Origin of the sequence: Formosa bonchosmolovskayae (assembly GCF_051016085.1) — a bacterium.
In the GTDB taxonomy this organism is placed as follows: domain Bacteria; phylum Bacteroidota; class Bacteroidia; order Flavobacteriales; family Flavobacteriaceae; genus Formosa.
In genome coordinates, this window is sequence record NZ_CP174605.1 from 3088154 (window position 1) to 3107408 (window position 19255).

General features: G+C 35.8%; 15 protein-coding genes. 13 read left to right on the forward strand and 2 right to left on the reverse strand.

Features of this window, described 5'->3' with window-relative positions:
* Positions 1 to 91 precede the first annotated feature (91 nt).
* From ACKC83_RS13125 to ACKC83_RS13145, 5 genes are all read left to right on the forward strand, one after another.
* Positions 92 to 4426, forward strand: a complete 4335-nt coding sequence (locus ACKC83_RS13125; protein ID WP_434035855.1) for a CusA/CzcA family heavy metal efflux RND transporter — start codon at positions 92 to 94, stop codon at positions 4424 to 4426.
* Position 4427: 1 nt separating this feature from the next.
* Positions 4428 to 5630, forward strand: a complete 1203-nt coding sequence (locus tag ACKC83_RS13130; protein ID WP_434035856.1) for an efflux RND transporter periplasmic adaptor subunit — start codon at positions 4428 to 4430, stop codon at positions 5628 to 5630.
* A 3-nt stretch (positions 5631 to 5633) separates the two neighbouring features.
* On the forward strand, positions 5634 to 6050 hold the full coding sequence (locus ACKC83_RS13135) for a Fur family transcriptional regulator (protein WP_434035857.1): 417 nt from the start codon (positions 5634 to 5636) through the stop codon (positions 6048 to 6050).
* 66 nt (positions 6051 to 6116) lie between these two features.
* Positions 6117 to 8060, forward strand: coding sequence for a heavy metal translocating P-type ATPase (locus ACKC83_RS13140; protein WP_434035858.1), 1944 nt, complete (start codon positions 6117 to 6119; stop codon positions 8058 to 8060).
* A gap of 210 nt (positions 8061 to 8270) precedes the next feature.
* Positions 8271 to 9218: an NAD(P)H-dependent flavin oxidoreductase gene (locus ACKC83_RS13145; protein WP_434035859.1), complete on the forward strand. Its 948-nt coding sequence runs from the start codon at positions 8271 to 8273 to the stop codon at positions 9216 to 9218.
* A gap of 1 nt (position 9219) precedes the next feature.
* Here the strand turns inward: ACKC83_RS13145 and ACKC83_RS13150 are convergent, their stop codons facing one another.
* A complete protein-coding gene (locus tag ACKC83_RS13150) occupies positions 9220 to 9801 on the reverse strand; it encodes a GNAT family N-acetyltransferase (RefSeq protein WP_434035860.1) in 582 nt (193 codons plus the stop codon).
* A 64-nt stretch (positions 9802 to 9865) separates the two neighbouring features.
* Here ACKC83_RS13150 and ACKC83_RS13155 point away from each other — a divergent pair, with 64 nt between their 5' ends.
* The 4 genes from ACKC83_RS13155 (at position 9866) to ACKC83_RS13170 (ending at position 14211) form a co-directional block, all read left to right on the forward strand.
* Entirely contained in the window at positions 9866 to 10291 is a 426-nt protein-coding gene (locus ACKC83_RS13155; RefSeq protein ID WP_434035861.1) for a PaaI family thioesterase, read from the forward strand.
* Complete coding sequence (locus tag ACKC83_RS13160) at positions 10292 to 11410, forward strand: chorismate-binding protein (protein ID WP_434035862.1); 1119 nt, start codon at positions 10292 to 10294, stop codon at positions 11408 to 11410.
* Between the two features lie 148 nt (positions 11411 to 11558).
* On the forward strand, positions 11559 to 13316 hold the full coding sequence (gene menD, locus ACKC83_RS13165; protein WP_434035863.1) for a 2-succinyl-5-enolpyruvyl-6-hydroxy-3-cyclohexene-1-carboxylate synthase: 1758 nt from the start codon (positions 11559 to 11561) through the stop codon (positions 13314 to 13316).
* 61 nt (positions 13317 to 13377) lie between these two features.
* Positions 13378 to 14211, forward strand: a complete 834-nt coding sequence (locus ACKC83_RS13170) for a CvfB family protein (RefSeq protein WP_434035864.1) — start codon at positions 13378 to 13380, stop codon at positions 14209 to 14211.
* Between the two features lie 75 nt (positions 14212 to 14286).
* On the opposite strand, the gene ACKC83_RS13175 is transcribed toward ACKC83_RS13170, so the two are convergent.
* On the reverse strand, positions 14287 to 15402 hold the full coding sequence (locus ACKC83_RS13175; RefSeq protein WP_434035865.1) for a C1 family peptidase: 1116 nt from the start codon (positions 15400 to 15402) through the stop codon (positions 14287 to 14289).
* Positions 15403 to 15454: 52 nt separating this feature from the next.
* On the opposite strand from ACKC83_RS13175, the gene ACKC83_RS13180 reads away from it, so the two are divergent.
* The 4 genes from ACKC83_RS13180 (at position 15455) to ACKC83_RS13195 (ending at position 19252) form a co-directional block, all read left to right on the forward strand.
* Positions 15455 to 16294: a 1,4-dihydroxy-2-naphthoyl-CoA synthase gene (locus ACKC83_RS13180; protein ID WP_414034327.1), complete on the forward strand. Its 840-nt coding sequence runs from the start codon at positions 15455 to 15457 to the stop codon at positions 16292 to 16294.
* A gap of 9 nt (positions 16295 to 16303) precedes the next feature.
* Positions 16304 to 17206 (forward strand): 1,4-dihydroxy-2-naphthoate octaprenyltransferase, encoded by a 903-nt coding sequence (gene menA / locus ACKC83_RS13185; protein WP_434035866.1) that lies wholly within the window; start codon positions 16304 to 16306, stop codon positions 17204 to 17206.
* A gap of 205 nt (positions 17207 to 17411) precedes the next feature.
* Complete coding sequence (locus ACKC83_RS13190) at positions 17412 to 18089, forward strand: metal-dependent hydrolase (protein ID WP_434035867.1); 678 nt, start codon at positions 17412 to 17414, stop codon at positions 18087 to 18089.
* A 125-nt stretch (positions 18090 to 18214) separates the two neighbouring features.
* Entirely contained in the window at positions 18215 to 19252 is a 1038-nt protein-coding gene (locus tag ACKC83_RS13195) for an o-succinylbenzoate synthase (RefSeq protein WP_434037782.1), read from the forward strand.
* The last annotated feature ends 3 nt before the right edge of the window (positions 19253 to 19255 follow it).

The following is a 19255-nucleotide window of genomic DNA, read 5'->3' on the forward strand; positions in this document are numbered from 1 at the left end:
GTGTCCTGTTTTTACAGGGTTTTAGTACATAATTCTTAAAGACCATTTAAGAATACGTTTTAATTTATAATCACATTATAACCCATTTTGTATGATTAATAAAATCATTGATTTTTCAATCCATAATAAATTTATTATTGGTTTGCTTACGCTTACCATAATAGGAGCGGGGATTTGGAGCATGACAAAAGTGCCCATAGATGCCGTTCCAGACATTACAAATAATCAAGTTCAAGTCATTACGCAAGCGCCTAATTTAGGCACCGAAGACATAGAACAATTTGTAACCTATCCTGTAGAAGTTGCGATGAGTAACTTACCAGATGTTAAAGAAATTCGTTCGGTATCACGTTTTGGTTTATCGGTAGTCACTATCGTTTTCGACGACGACATGGGAACTTATTTACCAAGACAATTAGTATCCGAAAAACTAACCGAAGTAAAAGAAGATATTCCCGAAGGTTTTGGTACGCCAACCATGGGACCAATTACTACAGGTTTAGGAGAAATCTACCAATACACGCTTAAAGTAAAGCCTGAATTTAAAGACACATATTCTATTTCAGATTTGCGAACCATGCAAGATTGGATTGTGCAACGTCAAATGGCTATGGTGCCGGGTGTTGTTGAAGTGAATGCTATTGGTGGAAAAATTAAGCAATACGAAGTTGCTGTAGACCCTTCAGAATTAAATGCGATTGGTTTATCCATTACCGATATTTTTGAAGCTTTAGAAGTTAATAATCAGAATACTGGTGGTGCGTATATCGAGAAAAATCATCAAGCTCATTTTATTCGTGGCGAAGGTTTAATTCGCAGTTTAGACGATATTAAACAAATTGTAGTGTCTCATGCCCAAGGCGTGCCCATTACTATTGGGTCTATAGCCGAAGTTAAATTTGGTTCGGCCATTCGTTATGGTGCACTTACCCAAGATGGCGAAGGCGAGGTTGTTGGCGGATTAGTCATGATGTTAAAAGGCGCGAATTCTAACGACGTGATACAAGCCGTTAAGGAACGTATGCAACTCATTCAGAAATCACTTCCGGAAGGTGTCGAAATTCAACCGCTTTTAGACCGAAGTGTTCTAATTGCGAAAACAACCTCTACCGTTGGGTTCAACTTAGTTGAAGGTGCCCTAATCGTCATCTTTGTCCTGATTTTTCTATTAGGAAATTGGCGTGGTGGACTTATAGTTGCATCGACCATTCCGTTATCATTACTGTTTGCATTTATATTAATGTATGTGTTCGATGTTTGGGCAAACCTAATGAGTTTAGGTGCGATAGATTTCGGAATTATTGTCGATGGTGCAGTTATTATCGTAGAAGCCACCGTATTTATTTTCGCCTCTCAAGTCCTTAAAAAAGGAAAACTCACATCCGAAAACCGAGATAAAATTGCTTCAAAAGCATCAAAGAAAATGATGAATGCCGCGTTCTTTGGTCAGCTTATTATTCTTATAGTTTTTCTTCCAATTCTTGCTTTAGAAGGGATTGAAGGAAAAATGTTTAAACCTATGGCGTTAACTTTTATTTTCGCGATGATTGGTGCCATGATTTTGTGTTTAACCTACGTCCCAATGATGTCGGCTTTAATACTTCGTGCGCCTAAAACAGATAAATTATCGTATGGCGACAAGTTTGTGCACTGGGTAGAGCGTAAATACCAACCGTTATTAGATGGCGCTTTAAATAAAGGAAAATGGATTATCGGACTTGGGGTTTTGTTATTCGGAGTCGCGGTGTTTATGTTTTCTAGAATGGGAGGCGAGTTTATTCCGCAGTTAGACGAAGGCGATATTGCATTTCATGCCATTTTAAAACCAGGTAGTTCGCTTACAGAAACCATTGAAACGACAACAAAAATTGAACAAGTTGTAAAAGCTAACTTTCCCGAAGTCGATAAAGTTGTGAGTCGTATTGGTGTGGCCGAAATACCTACAGACCCGATGCCCATGGATTTGGCCGATGTTATTGTTATTCTAAAACCTAAAAGCGAATGGGTGTCAGCCAGTTCTAAAGACGAATTGATAGATAAAATGAAGGAGGCAGTCCAAGTAATTCCGGGTGTAAATTACGAATTTACGCAACCCATGGAAATGCGTTTTAATGAATTGTTAGAAGGTGTTCGTGAAGATATTGCTATTAAATTATATGGTGAAGATATATATGTGCTGTCGGAAAAAGCTGAAGAAGTAACCAAACTTATAGCAGGAATAGAAGGGATTGGCGATATGAAAGCTGAAGCCACCACAGGATTACCACAAATGACCATTACGTATAACCGACAAAAATTAGCGCAATACGGATTGCAAATAAATGATTTAAATCAGATTGTGGAATCTGCTTTCGCAGGAGGAAAAGCAGGAGTGATTTTTGAAGGTGAAAAACGTTTTGATGTGGTCGTGCGACTGCAAGAAAAAAACAGAATAGATATCACAGATGTTCAGAATTTGTTTATCAAATTACCAGGCGGTTCTCAAATTCCGTTAAAGGAAATAGCAGATATTTCGTATAAAGCTGGGCCTATGCAAATAAGTCGAGATAATACCAATCGCAGAACGTATGTGGGTGTTAATGTACGTGGTCGTGATGTGAAATCTTTAGTGACAGAAATTCAGGCGAAATTAGATGCCGAATTAAAATTACCTCCAGGATATTTTATCCGTTATGGTGGGGCATTCGAAAATCTAGAACGCGCCAGTTCCCGATTACAAACTGTAGTTCCAATTGCATTATTATTGATTTTTGTACTCATATATTTTGCCTTAAAATCATTTCCTCAAACACTTATGATTTACATTGCCATTCCCATGGCGACTATTGGTGGGGTCTTTGCGCTTTGGTTGCGAGATATGCCGTTTAGTATTTCGGCTGGTGTCGGATTTATTGTCCTCTTTGGAGTCGCCGTATTAAACGGACTGGTCATGATTAGCGGTTTAAACGAACTGAAGGATGAAGGTGTCGTCAATTTAAAAGACCGCATTTTTGAAGGGACTAAACGCCGAATTCGTCCGATAATGCTTACTGCATTTACAGATGTGTTAGGATTTCTGCCTATGGCTATTTCGTCATCAGCAGGAGCAGAAGTACAACGTCCCTTAGCCACTGTCGTTATTGGAGGTTTATTAACCTCAACGTTATTAACCTTATTCGTACTTCCTATTTTATATCATTGGGTTGAGGAACGACAGGATAAAATCACCTTAAAACGTTCAATGGGACCAGCAATTGCGATAATGGTGTTGTGTTTAGGACTTCCACAACTAACATTTGCACAACAAGTACCCAATCAAAGTCAGGAGATTTCTTTAGAAGATGCAGTGCAATTATCTAAAACGCAATATCCATTATTAAAACAAAAAGCGTTGGCTATAGATAAAGAAGAAGCAATAAAAAGTACGGCTTTCGATTTAGGGATAACTAATTTGTCTACAGGCGGTGAAGAACTCAGAGGCGGTGAAGGGATATACACTACCGTTCGGGTCGCACAAAATAATATTGACGTATTCGGAATTGGTGCTAAAAAGCAGTTGCAGGATCAGCGTATTTTACTAGCCGAACGGGCGTATCAATTATCGGAGCTTCAATTGGCATTGGAAGTCAAAAAGGCGTGGGCCAAAGCGTATCAGACTAAAATGCAGTATAATTTGTATTCAGAATTAGATTCTATTTATACCAAGTTTGAACAAGCAGTTGCTCTGAATTATGAAGTTGAAGCCATTTCGAGATTAGAATATGCGGCGGCAAAAAATCAGTATTATCAAATTCAGAATACAAAAACAAAAGCTTTTACCGCATATAGTGTTGCCTTGCAACAGTTAAATTTGTGGTTAGCGTCCGATACATTTTATACCGTTCCTGATACTTTTGATGGTCATGATGCTTTAATATCAGCATTAGACATTGAAAAGCATCCGGCGTATCAAGTAGCCGAATTGCAAGTAAAAGCTTCAGAAGCCCAATTAAAAGCGGCCAAAGCAAACAGTCTGCCCAAATTTAGTGTGCAAGGTGGTTTGCAAAATGTCGATGGTCATTCTGGTTTTTACAGTTTTCAAGGTGGGATATCAATTCCGTTTTTATCCGGTAGTAAACGCGCCGATATTAAGACAGCCAAAATAGATAAACAGATTGCAGAATCTAATGTGCGCTTAAGACAAGAACAGGTGAGATCTGAATATTTTCAAGCTCAGGCACAGTACTCGCAATGGTCGGAATCTTGGATGTTTTATAATTCTAAAGTGTTGCCATTAGCTAAAGAACAGCGTCAAGGGGCGTTATTGGCCTATAAAGAAGGCGCTGTAGATTATAGCGGATTTTCACAACTTATAAAAGAAGCGATTCAATCGGAATTGGATGCACAAGAAGCGCTTTTAAATTACTTGAATAGTTTATTCGAATTACAATATTTTAATCAGAATTAAGATGAAAAAATTAATATATATCAGTGTGTTTACACTTCTTACAAGTGTTTTAAGTTGTGGGTCTAAAGACACAAAATCAAACGAAACGGTTAATGAAGTTGAAACTTCTGAAGCAAAACATGAAGACCATGGCGATCATGAAGAGGCAGATGGAGTGCATTTAAAGGCGTCTCAATTTCAAGCCTTACAAATGAAGGTAGATACTTTGTCTAACCGTTTGATGAGCGGTTATGTAGAAGCTAACGGAACTTTAGAAGTGCCACCCCAGAACGAAGCTTCGGTAACCACTATTATTGGTGCTAATATTGCTTCCATAGAAGTGATAGAAGGTGATAAAGTTGAAAAAGGTCAGGTTGTGGCCTATTTAACGCATCCGAATATTATTAAGATGCAAACCGATTATTTGAATGCTTATAGCAATAGTATGTATTTAAAAAAGAATTTCGAACGTCAGAAAAAGTTATATGATTCGGGTGTGGGGTCTGGCGCTAATTTTCAGAAAGCAGAAGCCGAGTATGAGGCATCGAAAGCATTGGCAAATGGCTTGGGTGCGCAATTGCAGTTATTACAATTGAATCCGAAAAGTATTCAGAATGGCACCATTTATCAGCGTGTAGGATTACGCACGCCTATAGAGGGGTTTGTGCAGAAAGTAAATGTAAAGACAGGCCAATTTGTAGCTCCAGAAACAGAAGTGTTCGAAATTGTAAATACGCATCATGTGCATGCCGATTTAATGGTGTTTGAGAAAGATGTACAACATGTGAAAAAAGGTCAGAACGTTAGATTTACAGTACAATCATTTCCTGATGACCAATTAATTGCCGAAATTTATTCAGTGAGTAAAACTTTTGAAGAGAATCCGAAAGCCGTTCATGTGCATGCCGAAATTAAAAACGACAAAGGCCATTTAATCCCGGGGATGTATATTAAAGGGAAAATTCAGATTAATGAAGTTGCATCATTAGCCATCCCGGAACACGCTATTTTTAAGGAAGGGAATCGCTTTTTTGTATTTAAGGCAGAGCAAGAAGCCGAAGAATGGAAATTTGAACCTTTAGAAGTTATTCCTGGCGCAAAAGACGACGGTTGGCAAGCGGTTATATTTTTAGAAACCCCAGAAAAAACCACCAAATTTGCTTTAAACAATGCGTATTACTTAAGTGCGGAAATGAAAAAATCAAGTGCAGGACATAGTCATTAAATTATGCAAGAAGTAGAAACCTTTTTAGAATCTAAAAGTATTCGTGTCACTGCGATGCGAATACTTATTTTTAAATTCTTATCAGAAAAGCAGGAAGCTGTCACCTTAAGTGATATCGAGAATGCATTCGATAAAGCCGATAGGACCACATTGTATCGTACCATTAAAACTTTCGAGGACAAGGAAATTGTGCATCAAATAGACGATGGTACCGGAGTGACTAAATATGCATTGTGCGAACCCAACTGCCATTGCGATTTGGAAACAGATTTACATCTGCATTTTCATTGTACGGTCTGTGAGACAACCATATGTTTAACCGATCATAAAATACCCAAGATTAAAGTACCTAAAGGTTTTATAGCAGAACATGTTAATTTGGTTGTTAAAGGTGTGTGCGACAAATGCAGTGACCAATAATGCACTTCCATTGCATCAATTTATTTGTCAACTTTGAAGTATTGTTAAGTTAAAGATTATTAAAAGATGAACGATAATAAAATAGAGCAAATACAAGATGGAGACGGATGTTGTAGTAGTGGGCATTGTCATGCGCAAGATCCTAGTGAATCATCAAAACTTAAAACATACAGTCCTGCAATAGTTAGTTTTGTGCTACTCATATCAGGTATTGTTTTAGATTACTACAATGTGCCTTTCTTTACAAATACCATTCGGTTAGTTTGGTTTAGTGTAGCGTATATACCTGTTGGGCTTCCTGTGATTAAGGAAGGTTGGGAAAGCATTAAAAACGGCGATGTATTTACAGAGTTTTTATTAATGACTATTGCAACACTAGGAGCATTCGCAATAGGCGAATATCCCGAAGGCGTTACTGTGATGTTGTTTTATACCATAGGAGAGCTGTTTCAGGGACAAGCCGTAAGCAAAGCAAAAGGAAATATTAAGGCCTTATTAGATGTGCGACCTAAAGAAGCTAATGTTTTAAAGCATAATACTGTTGTGGCTGTAAAGCCGGAATTGGTAAGAATTGGTGAAATAATTCAGGTTCGGGTTGGAGAGAAAGTGCCGTTAGATGGTGTCTTATTATCTAAAACGGCGTCGTTAAATACATCGGCATTAACAGGAGAAAGTAAACCAGACACCATTACCAAAGGAAAAAAGGTTTATGCCGGAAGTATAAATTTAGAAGGTGTAATTGAGGTTGAAGTCACAAAATTATTTAAAGATAGTTCCATATCTAGGATATTAGACTTAGTACAAAATGCAACTACTAGAAAAGCAAAAACAGAATTGTTTATCAGAAAATTTGCTAAGGTTTACACGCCTATTGTAGCTTTGTTAGCAGTTGCAATTACAGTCTTACCTTATTTTTTTGTGTCCGATTATGTGTTTAGAGATTGGTTGTATCGTGCCTTAATTTTCTTAGTGATTTCGTGTCCTTGTGCTTTAGTTATTTCCATCCCTCTAGGGTATTTCGGCGGACTAGGTGCTGCGTCTAAACACGGAATTTTATTTAAAGGTGCTTCCTTTTTAGAAGCTATGACCAAAATTAACACCTTGGTTATGGATAAAACAGGAACGGTTACTAAAGGTGTTTTCAAAATTAAAACCATAAAATCATTTCAGCTAACAGAGCAAGAGTTAATGACTTATGTTATGGCGATGGAAGCAAATTCCACACATCCCATTGCTCAAGCCATTATGAAGTACGCATCAGATAAACCATTAAAAGCAACAGAAGTTATAGAAGTTGCGGGACAAGGTTTAAAAGGTGTAGTAGATAATAAATCGGTTTTAGTGGGGAATGCTACCTTAATGACATCTAATCAGATTGATGTGCCTAAGGAAACAGAAGATATTGTGGAATCTATTGTTTTGGTGGCTGTTAATAATACTTTCGCAGGTTATATTGTGATTGCCGATGAGCTTAAAGATGATGCCAAAAGTACCATACAGAAACTACTAGACGTTGGAATATTCAAAATTAGAATGTTATCTGGAGATAAAGATAGTATTACACAACAAGTCGCTTCAGAATTAGACATTACAGAAGCTAGAGGTGGATTATTACCAGAGGACAAATTACACGATGTTGAAATGTTGAAGAAAAACGCGGATGTGAACGTAGCTTTTGTTGGGGATGGTATTAACGATGCGCCTGTACTTGCAGTAAGTGATGTAGGAATTGCTATGGGAGGTTTAGGAAGTGATGTCGCAATAGAGACAGCCGATGTGATTATTCAAACCGATGAACCTTCTAAAATTGTAACCGCAATTAAAATCAGTAGATCTACACGAGCCATAGTCTGGCAAAATATTGCTTTAGCTTTTGGTGTAAAATTAATCGTTATGATTTTAGGCGCCTTCGGAATTGCAACCATGTGGGAAGCTGTTTTTGCAGATGTGGGGGTCGCATTTTTAGCCATTTTAAATGCCATTCGATTACAACGCATGACTTGGGATTAAAAGCTATTATCTTTAAACAATACATGGCACAAAATGTAATATTTATAAAAATCGACCTTGAATAGTATTCAAGGTCGATTTTGTGTTTATGGTATTTTAAGTCGTGTCATTAGAAGCTATGTCATTTATTTTGGGTCAGTTAATTGTATTATTAAATTATGCATGCATAATAAAATCTATTATATTTGTGTTAACCGTTATCTTTAAATCATGCAAACAAAACTAACAGAACTTCTAAATATTACGCACCCTATTATTCAAGCACCCATGTTTTTAGTCTCTAATGTGGCTATGGTAAAAGCAGGTATGGAGAGTGGAATAGCAGGATGTATTCCTGCATTAAATTATAGAACACTACCTGAACTAAAAGCGGCTATACACGAGTTAAAAGTAGCAAAAGTTAATGGTGGAGCATTCGGATTTAATTTAATCGTAAATAAATCTAATATGAAGTATAAAGATCAGTTAGAAGTATTATGCAAAGAAGGATGCGACTTTATTATTACATCTTTAGGAAGTCCAGAAGAGACTATTAAAAAGGCTCACGAAGTGGGCATTAAAGTATTCTGCGATGTCACCGATTTAAAGTTTGCTAAAAAAGTAGAGGCACTCGGAGCAGATGCCATTATAGCCGTGAATAATCAAGCGGGTGGACACCGTGGGGAATTATCGCCACGAACATTAATTCAGGAACTGACATTAAACTGTAATATCCCCATAATATCTGCGGGTGGTGTTGGTAAAAAAGAAGATGTAGATAGCATGATTACATTTGGTGCAGATGGTGTGTCTGTGGGAAGTCCGTTTATTGCTTCTGTCGAAGCTGGAGTTACCGACGAGTATAAGCAAGCCTGTGTAGATTATGGAGCAAAAGATATCGTGATGACAGAACGTATTTCCGGTACGCCATGTACCGTTATAAACACACCTTATGTTCAGAAAACAGGAACAGAACAGCCGTGGTACGAAAAATTACTTAATAAAAATAAAAGTCTTAAAAAGTGGGTTAAGATGATGCGTTTTGCCATTGGGATGAAGGCGACAGAAAAAGCCGCCAAAGAAGTAACTTATAAAACAGTATGGGTTGCGGGACCAAGTATAGAATATACCAATGCTATTCTACCAGTAAAAGATATTGTTTCTAAACTCGTACATTAGTTTATTTAGCTTCAAAATCTTTGAAAACGGTGACTTTTAATGCGTCCCATTCTGTATTTAAAATACCATAAATACAGGTGTTTCGCTTAAAACCGTTAAGTAAATAAATGTTTTGTCTTAACACACCTTCTAATGTTGCCCCTAAATTTTCAACAGCTTTTCGAGAGCGCATATTTCGTTCATCAATTTTAAATTCAACTTTTTCAATCTTTAAATTCTCAAAAGCATACTTCAACATTACATATTTCATGTGCTTATTTAAGCCTGTTCCTTGAAATTCGTAACCAATCCAAGTCGACCCGATATCTAATATTTTATTTTTAGTGTCAATATTCATAAAACGTGTACAACCCGCATAGGTGTTCTTAGATTTATCGAATACTAGAAACGGAATACAGGTTTTATGGTAGTATCCATCTACAGCCGTTTTTACATAATTTTTTAAGGCTTCAGGTGTTGAAATATGCGATGGTGAATATTGTACCAAATCGACCTGAGACGCAATCGATGTTACGTACTTATAATTACTTAAACCTAAAAGTGTGAGTTTTACACGACTATCTTCTAATTGTTGAATGTTCATGAAGTGAATGAATTTATCTGAAACACGTTTTGTACTTTTGTATATCTAAAAATATATGTTTAATATGAAACCAACAAAAGAAGATGTGCTTAAACAAGCCAATGCGGCTTGCAAGAACACACTAATGGAAACGTTGCAAATTGAAATTGTAGATTATACAGAAGATACGTTAGTGGCTAAAATGCCGGTAAATTCTAGAGTCTATCAGCCAGATGGTGTATTACACGGAGGTGCAACAGCGGCTTTAGCAGAAAGTGTTGGTAGTTTTGCATCTCATATTTTTTTAGATACTAATGCTTTTTTTGTGCGCGGTCTAGAAATTACGGCCAATCATTTAAAAAGTGTCACCTCTGGACATGTATATGCTACGGCATCATTTATACATAAAGGAAGAACCACGCAACTCATTGATATTCGTGTAACAGACGACGATGATAATCTCATTTCCTTATGTAAATTATCTACTATTACTTTACCTAAAAAGCAGTAAATGCATCACGATGATTTTTTTGAATGTCTGAACGCACAGTTTCAAGACGCTTTGCCCTTTGTTGCTTATAGAAAACCCAATGAAGATCGCATAAATGCTGTGTTTCAAAATGATGACACACTTTACGATACCAAAGAGTTATCGGAAGCTGGATTTGTTTTTGCGCCTTTCGATGATGCTTCAAAAATGGTTTTAATGCCTTTAGACCATGCTGAAGTAGATTATTGCGATGATTTTGAAGGGGAGGACTTGCTAAATAATACGTCATTAACATCTTCATCAGATCAGAAGGTAGCCTATATTCAGACGATAGAACAGGCGATATCTACCATAAATGAATCTGATTTAAAAAAGGTGGTATTATCCAGACCAGATTACGTCTCTAATGAAGATTTTGAGGTTCTTGAGGTCTTTAAACGCTTATTGTCGGCTTATAAAACCGCTTTTGTATATTGCTGGTATCATCCTAAAATCGGATTGTGGTTAGGGGCAACACCAGAAACCTTATTGAAAATTGAAGGCCAACGCATGTCGACTATGGCATTGGCGGGAACGCAAGTGTATAAAGGAACTACCGATATAAGTTGGGGAACTAAAGAAGAACAGGAACAACAATTTGTAACCGATTATATTGTCTCAAATTTAGAAGCTGAGGTAGATCAGGTTTCAGTTTCAGAGCGCCGAACCGTAAGAGCAGGTGGATTATTGCATTTACAAACTCAAATTTCTGCACGTCTAGGCAAAGATCATACAGGATTATTACAAATTGTACGTGCGCTACATCCAACGCCTGCGGTTTGTGGTTTACCTAAAGCAGAAGCTAAGGCTTTTATACTGAAACATGAGGGTTATAATCGTGAGTTTTACAGCGGATTTATGGGAGAGTTGCATTTTAAACAGCGACAAACACGGAATACCAATCGTAGAAATGTAGAAAATAATGTGTATGCAACCGTAAAAACAGTAAGTAATTTATATGTCAATTTACGATGTATGCAAGTACTGCCAAGTAAGATTGCTTTGTATGTTGGAGGTGGCATTACTAAAGATTCTAATCCTGAAGCAGAATGGGGGGAAACGGTAAGTAAAACATCAACCATGAAAAAAGTGCTTTTTTAACATGTAGATTGTCCGTTCCTGACTTAAAATAATGTCCTAAAAAGGACTGAAAATTTATGATTTATTAAGAAGAAGTATATCGGCTTATTTACGCCTATAAATTTAAGAATGCTTAATTTTACAGCAAATTGAATTTAATTAATACTCCATGATATATTCTGCGATTCCGCTCGCGCAAACGGTAATAGAACTTTGTAAATCTAAAGGTTTAAAACATATAGTTATTTCACCGGGAAGCAGAAATGCCCCTTTAACTATTGGCTTTACACACGACTCTTATTTTAAGTGTTATAGTGTTGTAGACGAGCGATGTGCTGCTTTCTTTGCTTTAGGTATAGCCCAGCAATTAAAAGAGCCTGTGGCGGTACTTTGTACTTCGGGAAGTGCATTGCTAAATTATTACCCAGCAGTGTCCGAAGCTTTTTACAGTAATATTCCTTTAGTGGTTTTATCTGCCGATCGTCCTGAATTTAAAATAGGAATTGGCGACGGACAAACGATTAATCAGCCTAACGTATTTAAAAATCATATTTTATATTCTGCTAATTTAAAGCTTGATATAAAGGAAGAACATCGTCATTTTTCATCGGAAGAATTTCCGATTTTTAAAACTATAGAACTTAAGTTAGAGCATTTATTTAAGCTTCAGGAGAACGTTCAAGATACCAATGAAATAGAGATTAATAAGGCTTTAAATATATCGAAGATTAAGCAAGGGCCTGTGCATATAAATATTCCATTGGATGAACCTTTGTATAATCGTGTGGATACGTTAAAAGTTAACCCAAAGGTTATTACTGCTACATTGCCTGAATTGGAATTGGATTTTGAAACGATAGAATTTTGCGCGGACGATTGGAATGCTGCAGAGCGAAAATTAATTCTCGTTGGTGTTAATGATCCTAATGAAATAGAACAAAAATATCTTGATCTTTTAGCAGAAGATGAAAGTGTTTTGGTATTTACAGAAACCACATCTAATGTACATCATGATAATTTTTTTACCAGTATAGATAAAATTATTACACCTTTAACAGAGGAGGAGTTTAAAGCACTTCAGCCAGATATTTTGTTAACTTTTGGAGGCTTAATTGTCTCAAAGCGAATAAAATCGTTTCTTAGAACTCATAAGCCTAAACAACATTGGCACGTTGGTTTAGAAAAAGCAAACGATACATTTTTTAGTTTGAACAAACATATTAAAACCACACCTAATCAGTTTTTTAGTCAGCTTACCATACGTACTACTATTGTAGAAAGTGACTATAAAAACTATTGGAATCAAATTAAAGAGCTTCGAGAACAAAAGCACGAAACTTACGTTAAAGATGTACTTTATAGTGACTTTAAAGTATTCGATATCGTTTTAAAAACGTTGAGAAAAGATTCGGTTTTGCAATTAGGGAATAGTTCTACTGTGCGATATGCCCAGTTATTCAAATTGCCGTTCGATGTTGAGGTGTTTTGTAATCGCGGTACCAGTGGTATAGACGGAAGTACATCTACAGCTATTGGTTGTGCCTCTGCTACTCCAAAACCAACGACTTTAATTGTTGGTGACTTGAGTTTCTTTTACGATAGTAATGCCTTGTGGAATAATTATATACCTGCAAGTTTCAGGATTATTGTTATAAATAATGAAGGTGGTGGTATTTTTAGAATTTTACCTGGCCATAAAGACACTCAGAATTTTGATTATTTCTTTGAAACAAAACATCATTTGTCTGCCAAACAATTGGCCGAAATGTATAAATTCGACTATCAAACAGCTTCTAACGAGGTTGAATTAGAAACGGCATTAGATACGTTTTATAACGCCTCTAAAACACCTAAGCTTTTAGAAATATTTACACCCTCAACCATAAACGATAGTATTTTAATCGATTATTTTAAAGCTTTAAAATAGTTTCATATTGCCGACTAAGTTTTATTATACATACAAACACTAATATTATTATCTTTGCGCCATGATACATTTAGGAGAATACAACACATTAACCATATTACGCGATACCGAACCGGGATTGTTTTTGGGAGACGACGAGAATAACGATGTTTTATTACCAAATCGTTATGTTCCAGAAGTTTTTGAAATCGGAGACGAGATCGAGGTTTTTGTTTACTTAGATAATGAAGAACGCATCATTGCTACTACCGATAAACCATATATTAAAAAAGGAGATTTTGCTCTTTTAAGATGTAATCAAGCCAATGAGTTTGGAGCATTTTTAGATTGGGGATTAGTAAAAGAATTATTTTGCCCATTTAAAGAGCAAGCCTTTAAGATGAAAAAAGGTGGCTGGTACTTGGTATATTGTTTCGAAGATGAGGTAAGTAATCGTTTGGTAGCGTCTAGTAAAACCAATCACTTTTTAAGTAATAAAGAATTAACTGTGCAGGCTTTCGATGAAGTGGACCTGATCGTGTCGCATCCCTCGGACATTGGAATGAATGTAATTGTAAACAAATTGCACACCGGACTTATTTTTAAAGACGACATCTTTCAAGATTTAAGTGTTGGAGACCGATTAAAAGGGATAGTTAAGAAAGTACGTCCTGACAACAAATTGGATATTATGTTAGGTAAAATTGGATACAGAAGTATCGAGCCTAATGCCGATTTAATTATGAAGGAACTTGAAGATAATAGTGGTTACCTTAATTTAACTGATAAATCTGCACCGGAAGCGATTAAAGAAACCTTACAAATGAGTAAGAAAAACTTTAAAAAAGCAGTGGGAACACTTTACAAAAAGCGCTTGATTGAAATTAAAGATGATGGTATTTATTTAGTTGAATAAAACCGTTTCTATATAATATAAAAAGCCTCAAATTTTAATTAATTTGAGGCTTTTTATTGGCTTAAATATTATAGTTTATAACTTTAAATCTTTCTGAATAGAACGTGGTAAAGCATCTTTATGTACCATAATAGATATGGTTTTTAATTTAAAGTAAGCTTCACTCATATAAATATATCCATCGTTAGATACACGGTCTGAGTTTCCGCCCCAAGAGTTTTTTACCTTATAATATGTGTTCCCTTTTTGGTCTTCTACCAAACCAACAATGTGCATTAAATGATCGTCTGTAGTATCGAAGTTTTCAAATTCTTGCTGACGATATTCAGGAGTTACTTTAAATTCCTTTTCAATTTTTTCTAAGATAGACTTATTGTCTCTTTCATCTCTAGGAATAACAGCGATTCCGTATTTAGAAGAAAAGGTGCTTTCACTCACATCGCAATCCAATTCAATAGTAAATCCTTTTTTTAGCGCATCGTTAGTAATGTCTACTAATTCATCTAATTCCACATTGTAAAAGCTTCCATTAGAAAAATTATCAGGAATATCTAATATAAATGACGTTTCGTAAGGCTGATGTGTAAAAGAGGTAATACTTACATAGTCGCTAGCTTTTAAACCCGTCATGGCAAGAAAAGATTGCGGTGTGTACGATACACCTTCGTACGTAAATGTTTTTACATTTTCTCCTAACGACTTATCTAAAACCTTAGAAACATCAGCTTTCCAATCGCCATCATATGTTTTAGGATTTTTAATGTAATCGTCTAAAATAATTTTCAATTCACCCACAATTTTAGAGTGATCGTGTTCCGTTTCACGTTTTAATAAACCCGTATACGCTTCATTTGGTACTAAACCGTGAGCACTCATGCTGTTTATTACGTCGTGTGCTAAACCACCTTCACTAAATTGAGCTTTACCTTGGCGCATTACATAATTCCACGATTTTACAGGATACGTTTGTCTAACGTTGTACATTTCAGATAAGTCGATGTGCTTTCCTGTGGTTCTTAAAATCTCACTTTCTAAAAAAGACGATGTAGAAAAGCTCCAACATGTTCCTGTGTTCCCTTGACTTATTACGTCTAGGGCACCTAAATCTACTTTCGTTTCAAATTTGTAAGTCTGCGCAAAACCGGTTGCAGTTAGTACGAGTAGTAATAAGAAAATACTATATTTTTTCATTATGAAGTAAGGGTTTATTTAAAATGATTTATTTTTGGTAAAAATAAGAAAAATGGAACAACCAAATTGGGTAACTGTCAAAGAATACGAAGACATTACTTATAAAAAATGTAATGGTGTAGCGCGTATTGCTTTTAATAGACCAGATATTAGAAATGCATTCAGACCAAAAACAACTAGCGAATTATACGAAGCCTTTTACGATGCAAATGAAGATGTAAACATTGGTGTGGTATTGCTTTCTGCCGAAGGACCTTCATCTAAAGATGGTGTCTATTCGTTTTGTAGCGGAGGGGACCAAAATGCCAGAGGTAAACAAGGTTATGTTGGCGAAGATGGATATCACCGATTAAACATATTAGAAGTGCAACGTTTAATCCGTTTTATGCCTAAAGTAGTTATAGCAGTAGTTCCGGGTTGGGCTGTTGGTGGTGGCCACTCGTTACATGTTATTTGTGATTTAACGTTAGCAAGTAAAGAACACGCTATTTTTAAGCAAACAGATGCAGATGTTACTAGTTTTGATGCAGGTTATGGGTCTGCCTATTTAGCTAAAATGGTGGGACAGAAAAAGGCAAGAGAGATTTTCTTTTTAGGTCGAAATTATAACGCTCAAGAAGCCTACGATATGGGCATGGTTAATGCTGTAATTCCGCATGCCGAGTTAGAAGGTACAGCTTACGAATGGGCTCAGGAAATACTTGCAAAATCGCCAACCTCTATTAAAATGTTGAAATTCGCTATGAATTTAACAGACGATGGAATGGTAGGGCAACAAGTTTTTGCGGGAGAAGTTACGCGTTTAGCCTATATGACAGATGAAGCTAAAGAGGGTAGAAATGCATTCTTAGAAAAGCGTCAGCCAAACTTCGAGAAAAAATGGATTCCATAAAATATATTTATGAGTAATTTTTCAAAATGGATATCGGCCATGCGTTTAAGGACCTTGCCGTTATCTATTTCAGGTATTATTGTGGGCGGGTGTTTAGCAGCATTCGACGGTTTTTTTAATTCGTTAATTTTTACACTGGCTATTCTTACCACATTGAGTTTACAAATCTTATCTAATTTAGCAAACGATTATGGAGATGGTGTAAAAGGAACGGATAACGATGATAGAATTGGTCCTATGAGGGCATTGCAAAGCGGAGCTATTTCAGAAAAACAGATGCTGACAGGTATTAAACTTAATGTTTTGATCACTATCGTTTTAGCAATAGCTCTAATCTGGGTATCGTTTGGTTCGGAAAACTTTTTAATGTCGTTGCTTTTCTTAGTGTTAGGAGTTGCAAGTGTTGTGGCTGCTATAAAATATACCGTTGGAAACTCGGCTTATGGCTATCGCGGTTTAGGAGATCTTTTTGTATTTATATTTTTTGGATTAGTCAGTGTTATAGGATCTTACGTGCTTTTTGTTAAGCAAATAGATTATATTACTTTTTTGCCAGCGATAACTATTGGGCTTTTAAGTGCTGGTGTTTTAAATCTGAATAATATGAGAGATATAGTCTCGGATGCCAAATCGAATAAAATTACATTGGTAGTGAAAATGGGGGCAAAAACATCTAAAATATATCACTACTTTTTAGTTGGAGGTGGTATGGTTTTGGCGCTGGCATTTGGAATAATATATTATAACTCACCGTTTAATTTACTATTCTTAATTGCATTTATTCCCTTACTAAAGCATCTAATTACAGTTTATAAAAATGAAGTTCCTAAAGATTTAGACCCAGAATTAAAAAAGCTAGCATTAAGTACTTTTTTGTTATCGGTATTATTAGGAATCGGATTGTTAGTGTAGTATAATTCTGTATTTTATTGTTAAAATATTAGAATAAACCGTGTAAAATTATAAATATCACATATTTGTGGTATATTTAAAAATAAGTTAATATAAGTATTAATAGTAGACTTAAAATTAGCTTCATTTTTGGGGATTTAAAACTCAGACAAATTAATTTAATATGTCTGAGTTTTTTTGTATTTTAATTTCAAAATATTAAAATATGAAAATTACATTTTACGGACATGCTAGTCTAGGGATAGAAGTAGATGATATATCCATCTTAGTCGATCCATTTATTTCTCCAAATGAAAAAGCATCTCACATTAATATTAATACCTTAAAAGCCGACTATATTTTATTAACGCATGCGCATGAAGATCACGTTGCAGATGTTGAGGCTATTGCAAAACGTACAAATGCAGTAATTGTTTCTAATGCAGAAATTGTAACGTACTATAGTAATAAAGGGTTTGAGGGGCACCCTATGAATCATGGCGGACAATGGGATTTCGAATTCGGAACCGTTAAGTACGTTAATGCTATTCATTCTTCAGGTTTTGCAGATGGTACCTATGGCGGAAATCCTGGTGGATTTGTGATTGAAGGCGAGCGGAAGAATATTTATATTGCTGGAGATACAGCCCTAACCTTCGATATGAAGTTAATCCCACTTCATACCAAATTAGATTTAGCCATTTTACCCATAGGTGATAACTTTACAATGGGGGTAGACGATGCGCTTTTAGCCAGTGATTTTGTAGAATGTGATAAAGTTTTAGGATATCACTTTGATACATTTGGCTATATTGAAATAGACCATGAAGAAGCAAAACGAAAATTTTTCGATAAAAATAAAGATTTAATGTTACTTGAAATTGGAGAGAGCATAGAGCTTTAATTTTTTTATACTTAGCCTTAAAGCCTTAAAAGATTTATAATAAATTTTTTAAGGCTTTTTTATGCGCTTTTATCGGGGTTATAGTATCTGTTTTGAGAAAATAATTGACTATTTTTGATCTTATGATTTTAGCAACATATCGCAAATACATTTTAAATTTTAATACGCCAAGTGGCACATCTAGAGGGGTGCTTACAACTAAAGAAACATGGTTTATTCATTTAGATAATTCTGGTAAGACAGGTGTAGGGGAGTGTGGCGTTTTTAGAGGTTTATCTGCAGATGATCGACCAGATTATGAAGAAAAATTAAATTGGACTTGTCAGCATATTCATTTAGGTTTAGAAGCGCTATTAGTCGAGTTGGTTGAGTTTCCGAGTATACAATTCGGATTAGAAATGGCGTTTAAATCTTTGGCAGGTGCACATCCGTTTTTATTATGTCCTTCAAAATTCACAGAAGGAGAAGATGCCATTGCTATTAATGGATTAATTTGGATGGGAAGTGCGCAGTATATGAAAGCGCAAATTAGGGAAAAGCTTGATGCAGGTTTTAACTGTATAAAAATGAAAATTGGAGCTATAGATTTTCAAACGGAAATTGATTTGTTAAACTCTATTCGTAAAGAGTTTTCGGCTTCGGAAATAGAATTGCGTGTCGATGCCAATGGGGCTTTTAGTCCGAGTGAAGCTTTGGAAAAGTTAAAAAGATTATCAGATTTTAGTTTACACTCTATTGAGCAACCTATTAAAGCTGGTCAAATTGAAGTTATGGCCAATTTGTGCGAACGTACACCTTTACCCATTGCTCTGGATGAGGAGCTGATAGGTGTCTTTAATCAAAGCGATAAAGACATACTTTTAAATAGGATTAAGCCACAATATATTATTTTAAAACCAAGTTTAGTTGGTGGATTTCAAGGTAGTGATTCTTGGATCTCTATAGCCGAAAAGCAAGGTATAGGTTGGTGGATTACTAGTGCTTTAGAAAGCAATATTGGTTTAAATGCTATTGCGCAATACACCTATAACTTACAAAGTCCGTTGCCACAAGGTTTGGGGACTGGCGGTTTGTTTACTAATAATTTTGATTCACCATTGCACGTTAAAAATGGGACGTTGCAGTACCTACCAGAACATAGTTGGAAGTATAATTTAGAATAAAAA

What these genes read in the sequence shown, in the direction of transcription:
- ACKC83_RS13145 (WP_434035859.1), top strand. Translation starts at nt 8,271, where the DNA reads ATGCAAACAAAACTAACAGAACTTCTAAATATTACGCACCCTATTATT.
- menA (WP_434035866.1), top strand. Translation starts at nt 16,304, where the DNA reads ATGAGTAATTTTTCAAAATGGATATCGGCCATGCGTTTAAGGACCTTG.
- ACKC83_RS13150 (WP_434035860.1), bottom strand. Translation starts at nt 9,801, where the DNA reads ATGAACATTCAACAATTAGAAGATAGTCGTGTAAAACTCACACTTTTA.
- menD (WP_434035863.1), top strand. Translation starts at nt 11,559, where the DNA reads ATGATATATTCTGCGATTCCGCTCGCGCAAACGGTAATAGAACTTTGT.
- ACKC83_RS13180 (WP_414034327.1), top strand. Translation starts at nt 15,455, where the DNA reads ATGGAACAACCAAATTGGGTAACTGTCAAAGAATACGAAGACATTACT.
- ACKC83_RS13135 (WP_434035857.1), top strand. Translation starts at nt 5,634, where the DNA reads ATGCAAGAAGTAGAAACCTTTTTAGAATCTAAAAGTATTCGTGTCACT.
- ACKC83_RS13140 (WP_434035858.1), top strand. Translation starts at nt 6,117, where the DNA reads ATGAACGATAATAAAATAGAGCAAATACAAGATGGAGACGGATGTTGT.
- ACKC83_RS13190 (WP_434035867.1), top strand. Translation starts at nt 17,412, where the DNA reads ATGAAAATTACATTTTACGGACATGCTAGTCTAGGGATAGAAGTAGAT.
- ACKC83_RS13130 (WP_434035856.1), top strand. Translation starts at nt 4,428, where the DNA reads ATGAAAAAATTAATATATATCAGTGTGTTTACACTTCTTACAAGTGTT.
- ACKC83_RS13155 (WP_434035861.1), top strand. Translation starts at nt 9,866, where the DNA reads ATGAAACCAACAAAAGAAGATGTGCTTAAACAAGCCAATGCGGCTTGC.
- ACKC83_RS13170 (WP_434035864.1), top strand. Translation starts at nt 13,378, where the DNA reads ATGATACATTTAGGAGAATACAACACATTAACCATATTACGCGATACC.
- ACKC83_RS13175 (WP_434035865.1), bottom strand. Translation starts at nt 15,402, where the DNA reads ATGAAAAAATATAGTATTTTCTTATTACTACTCGTACTAACTGCAACC.
- ACKC83_RS13160 (WP_434035862.1), top strand. Translation starts at nt 10,292, where the DNA reads ATGCATCACGATGATTTTTTTGAATGTCTGAACGCACAGTTTCAAGAC.
- ACKC83_RS13125 (WP_434035855.1), top strand. Translation starts at nt 92, where the DNA reads ATGATTAATAAAATCATTGATTTTTCAATCCATAATAAATTTATTATT.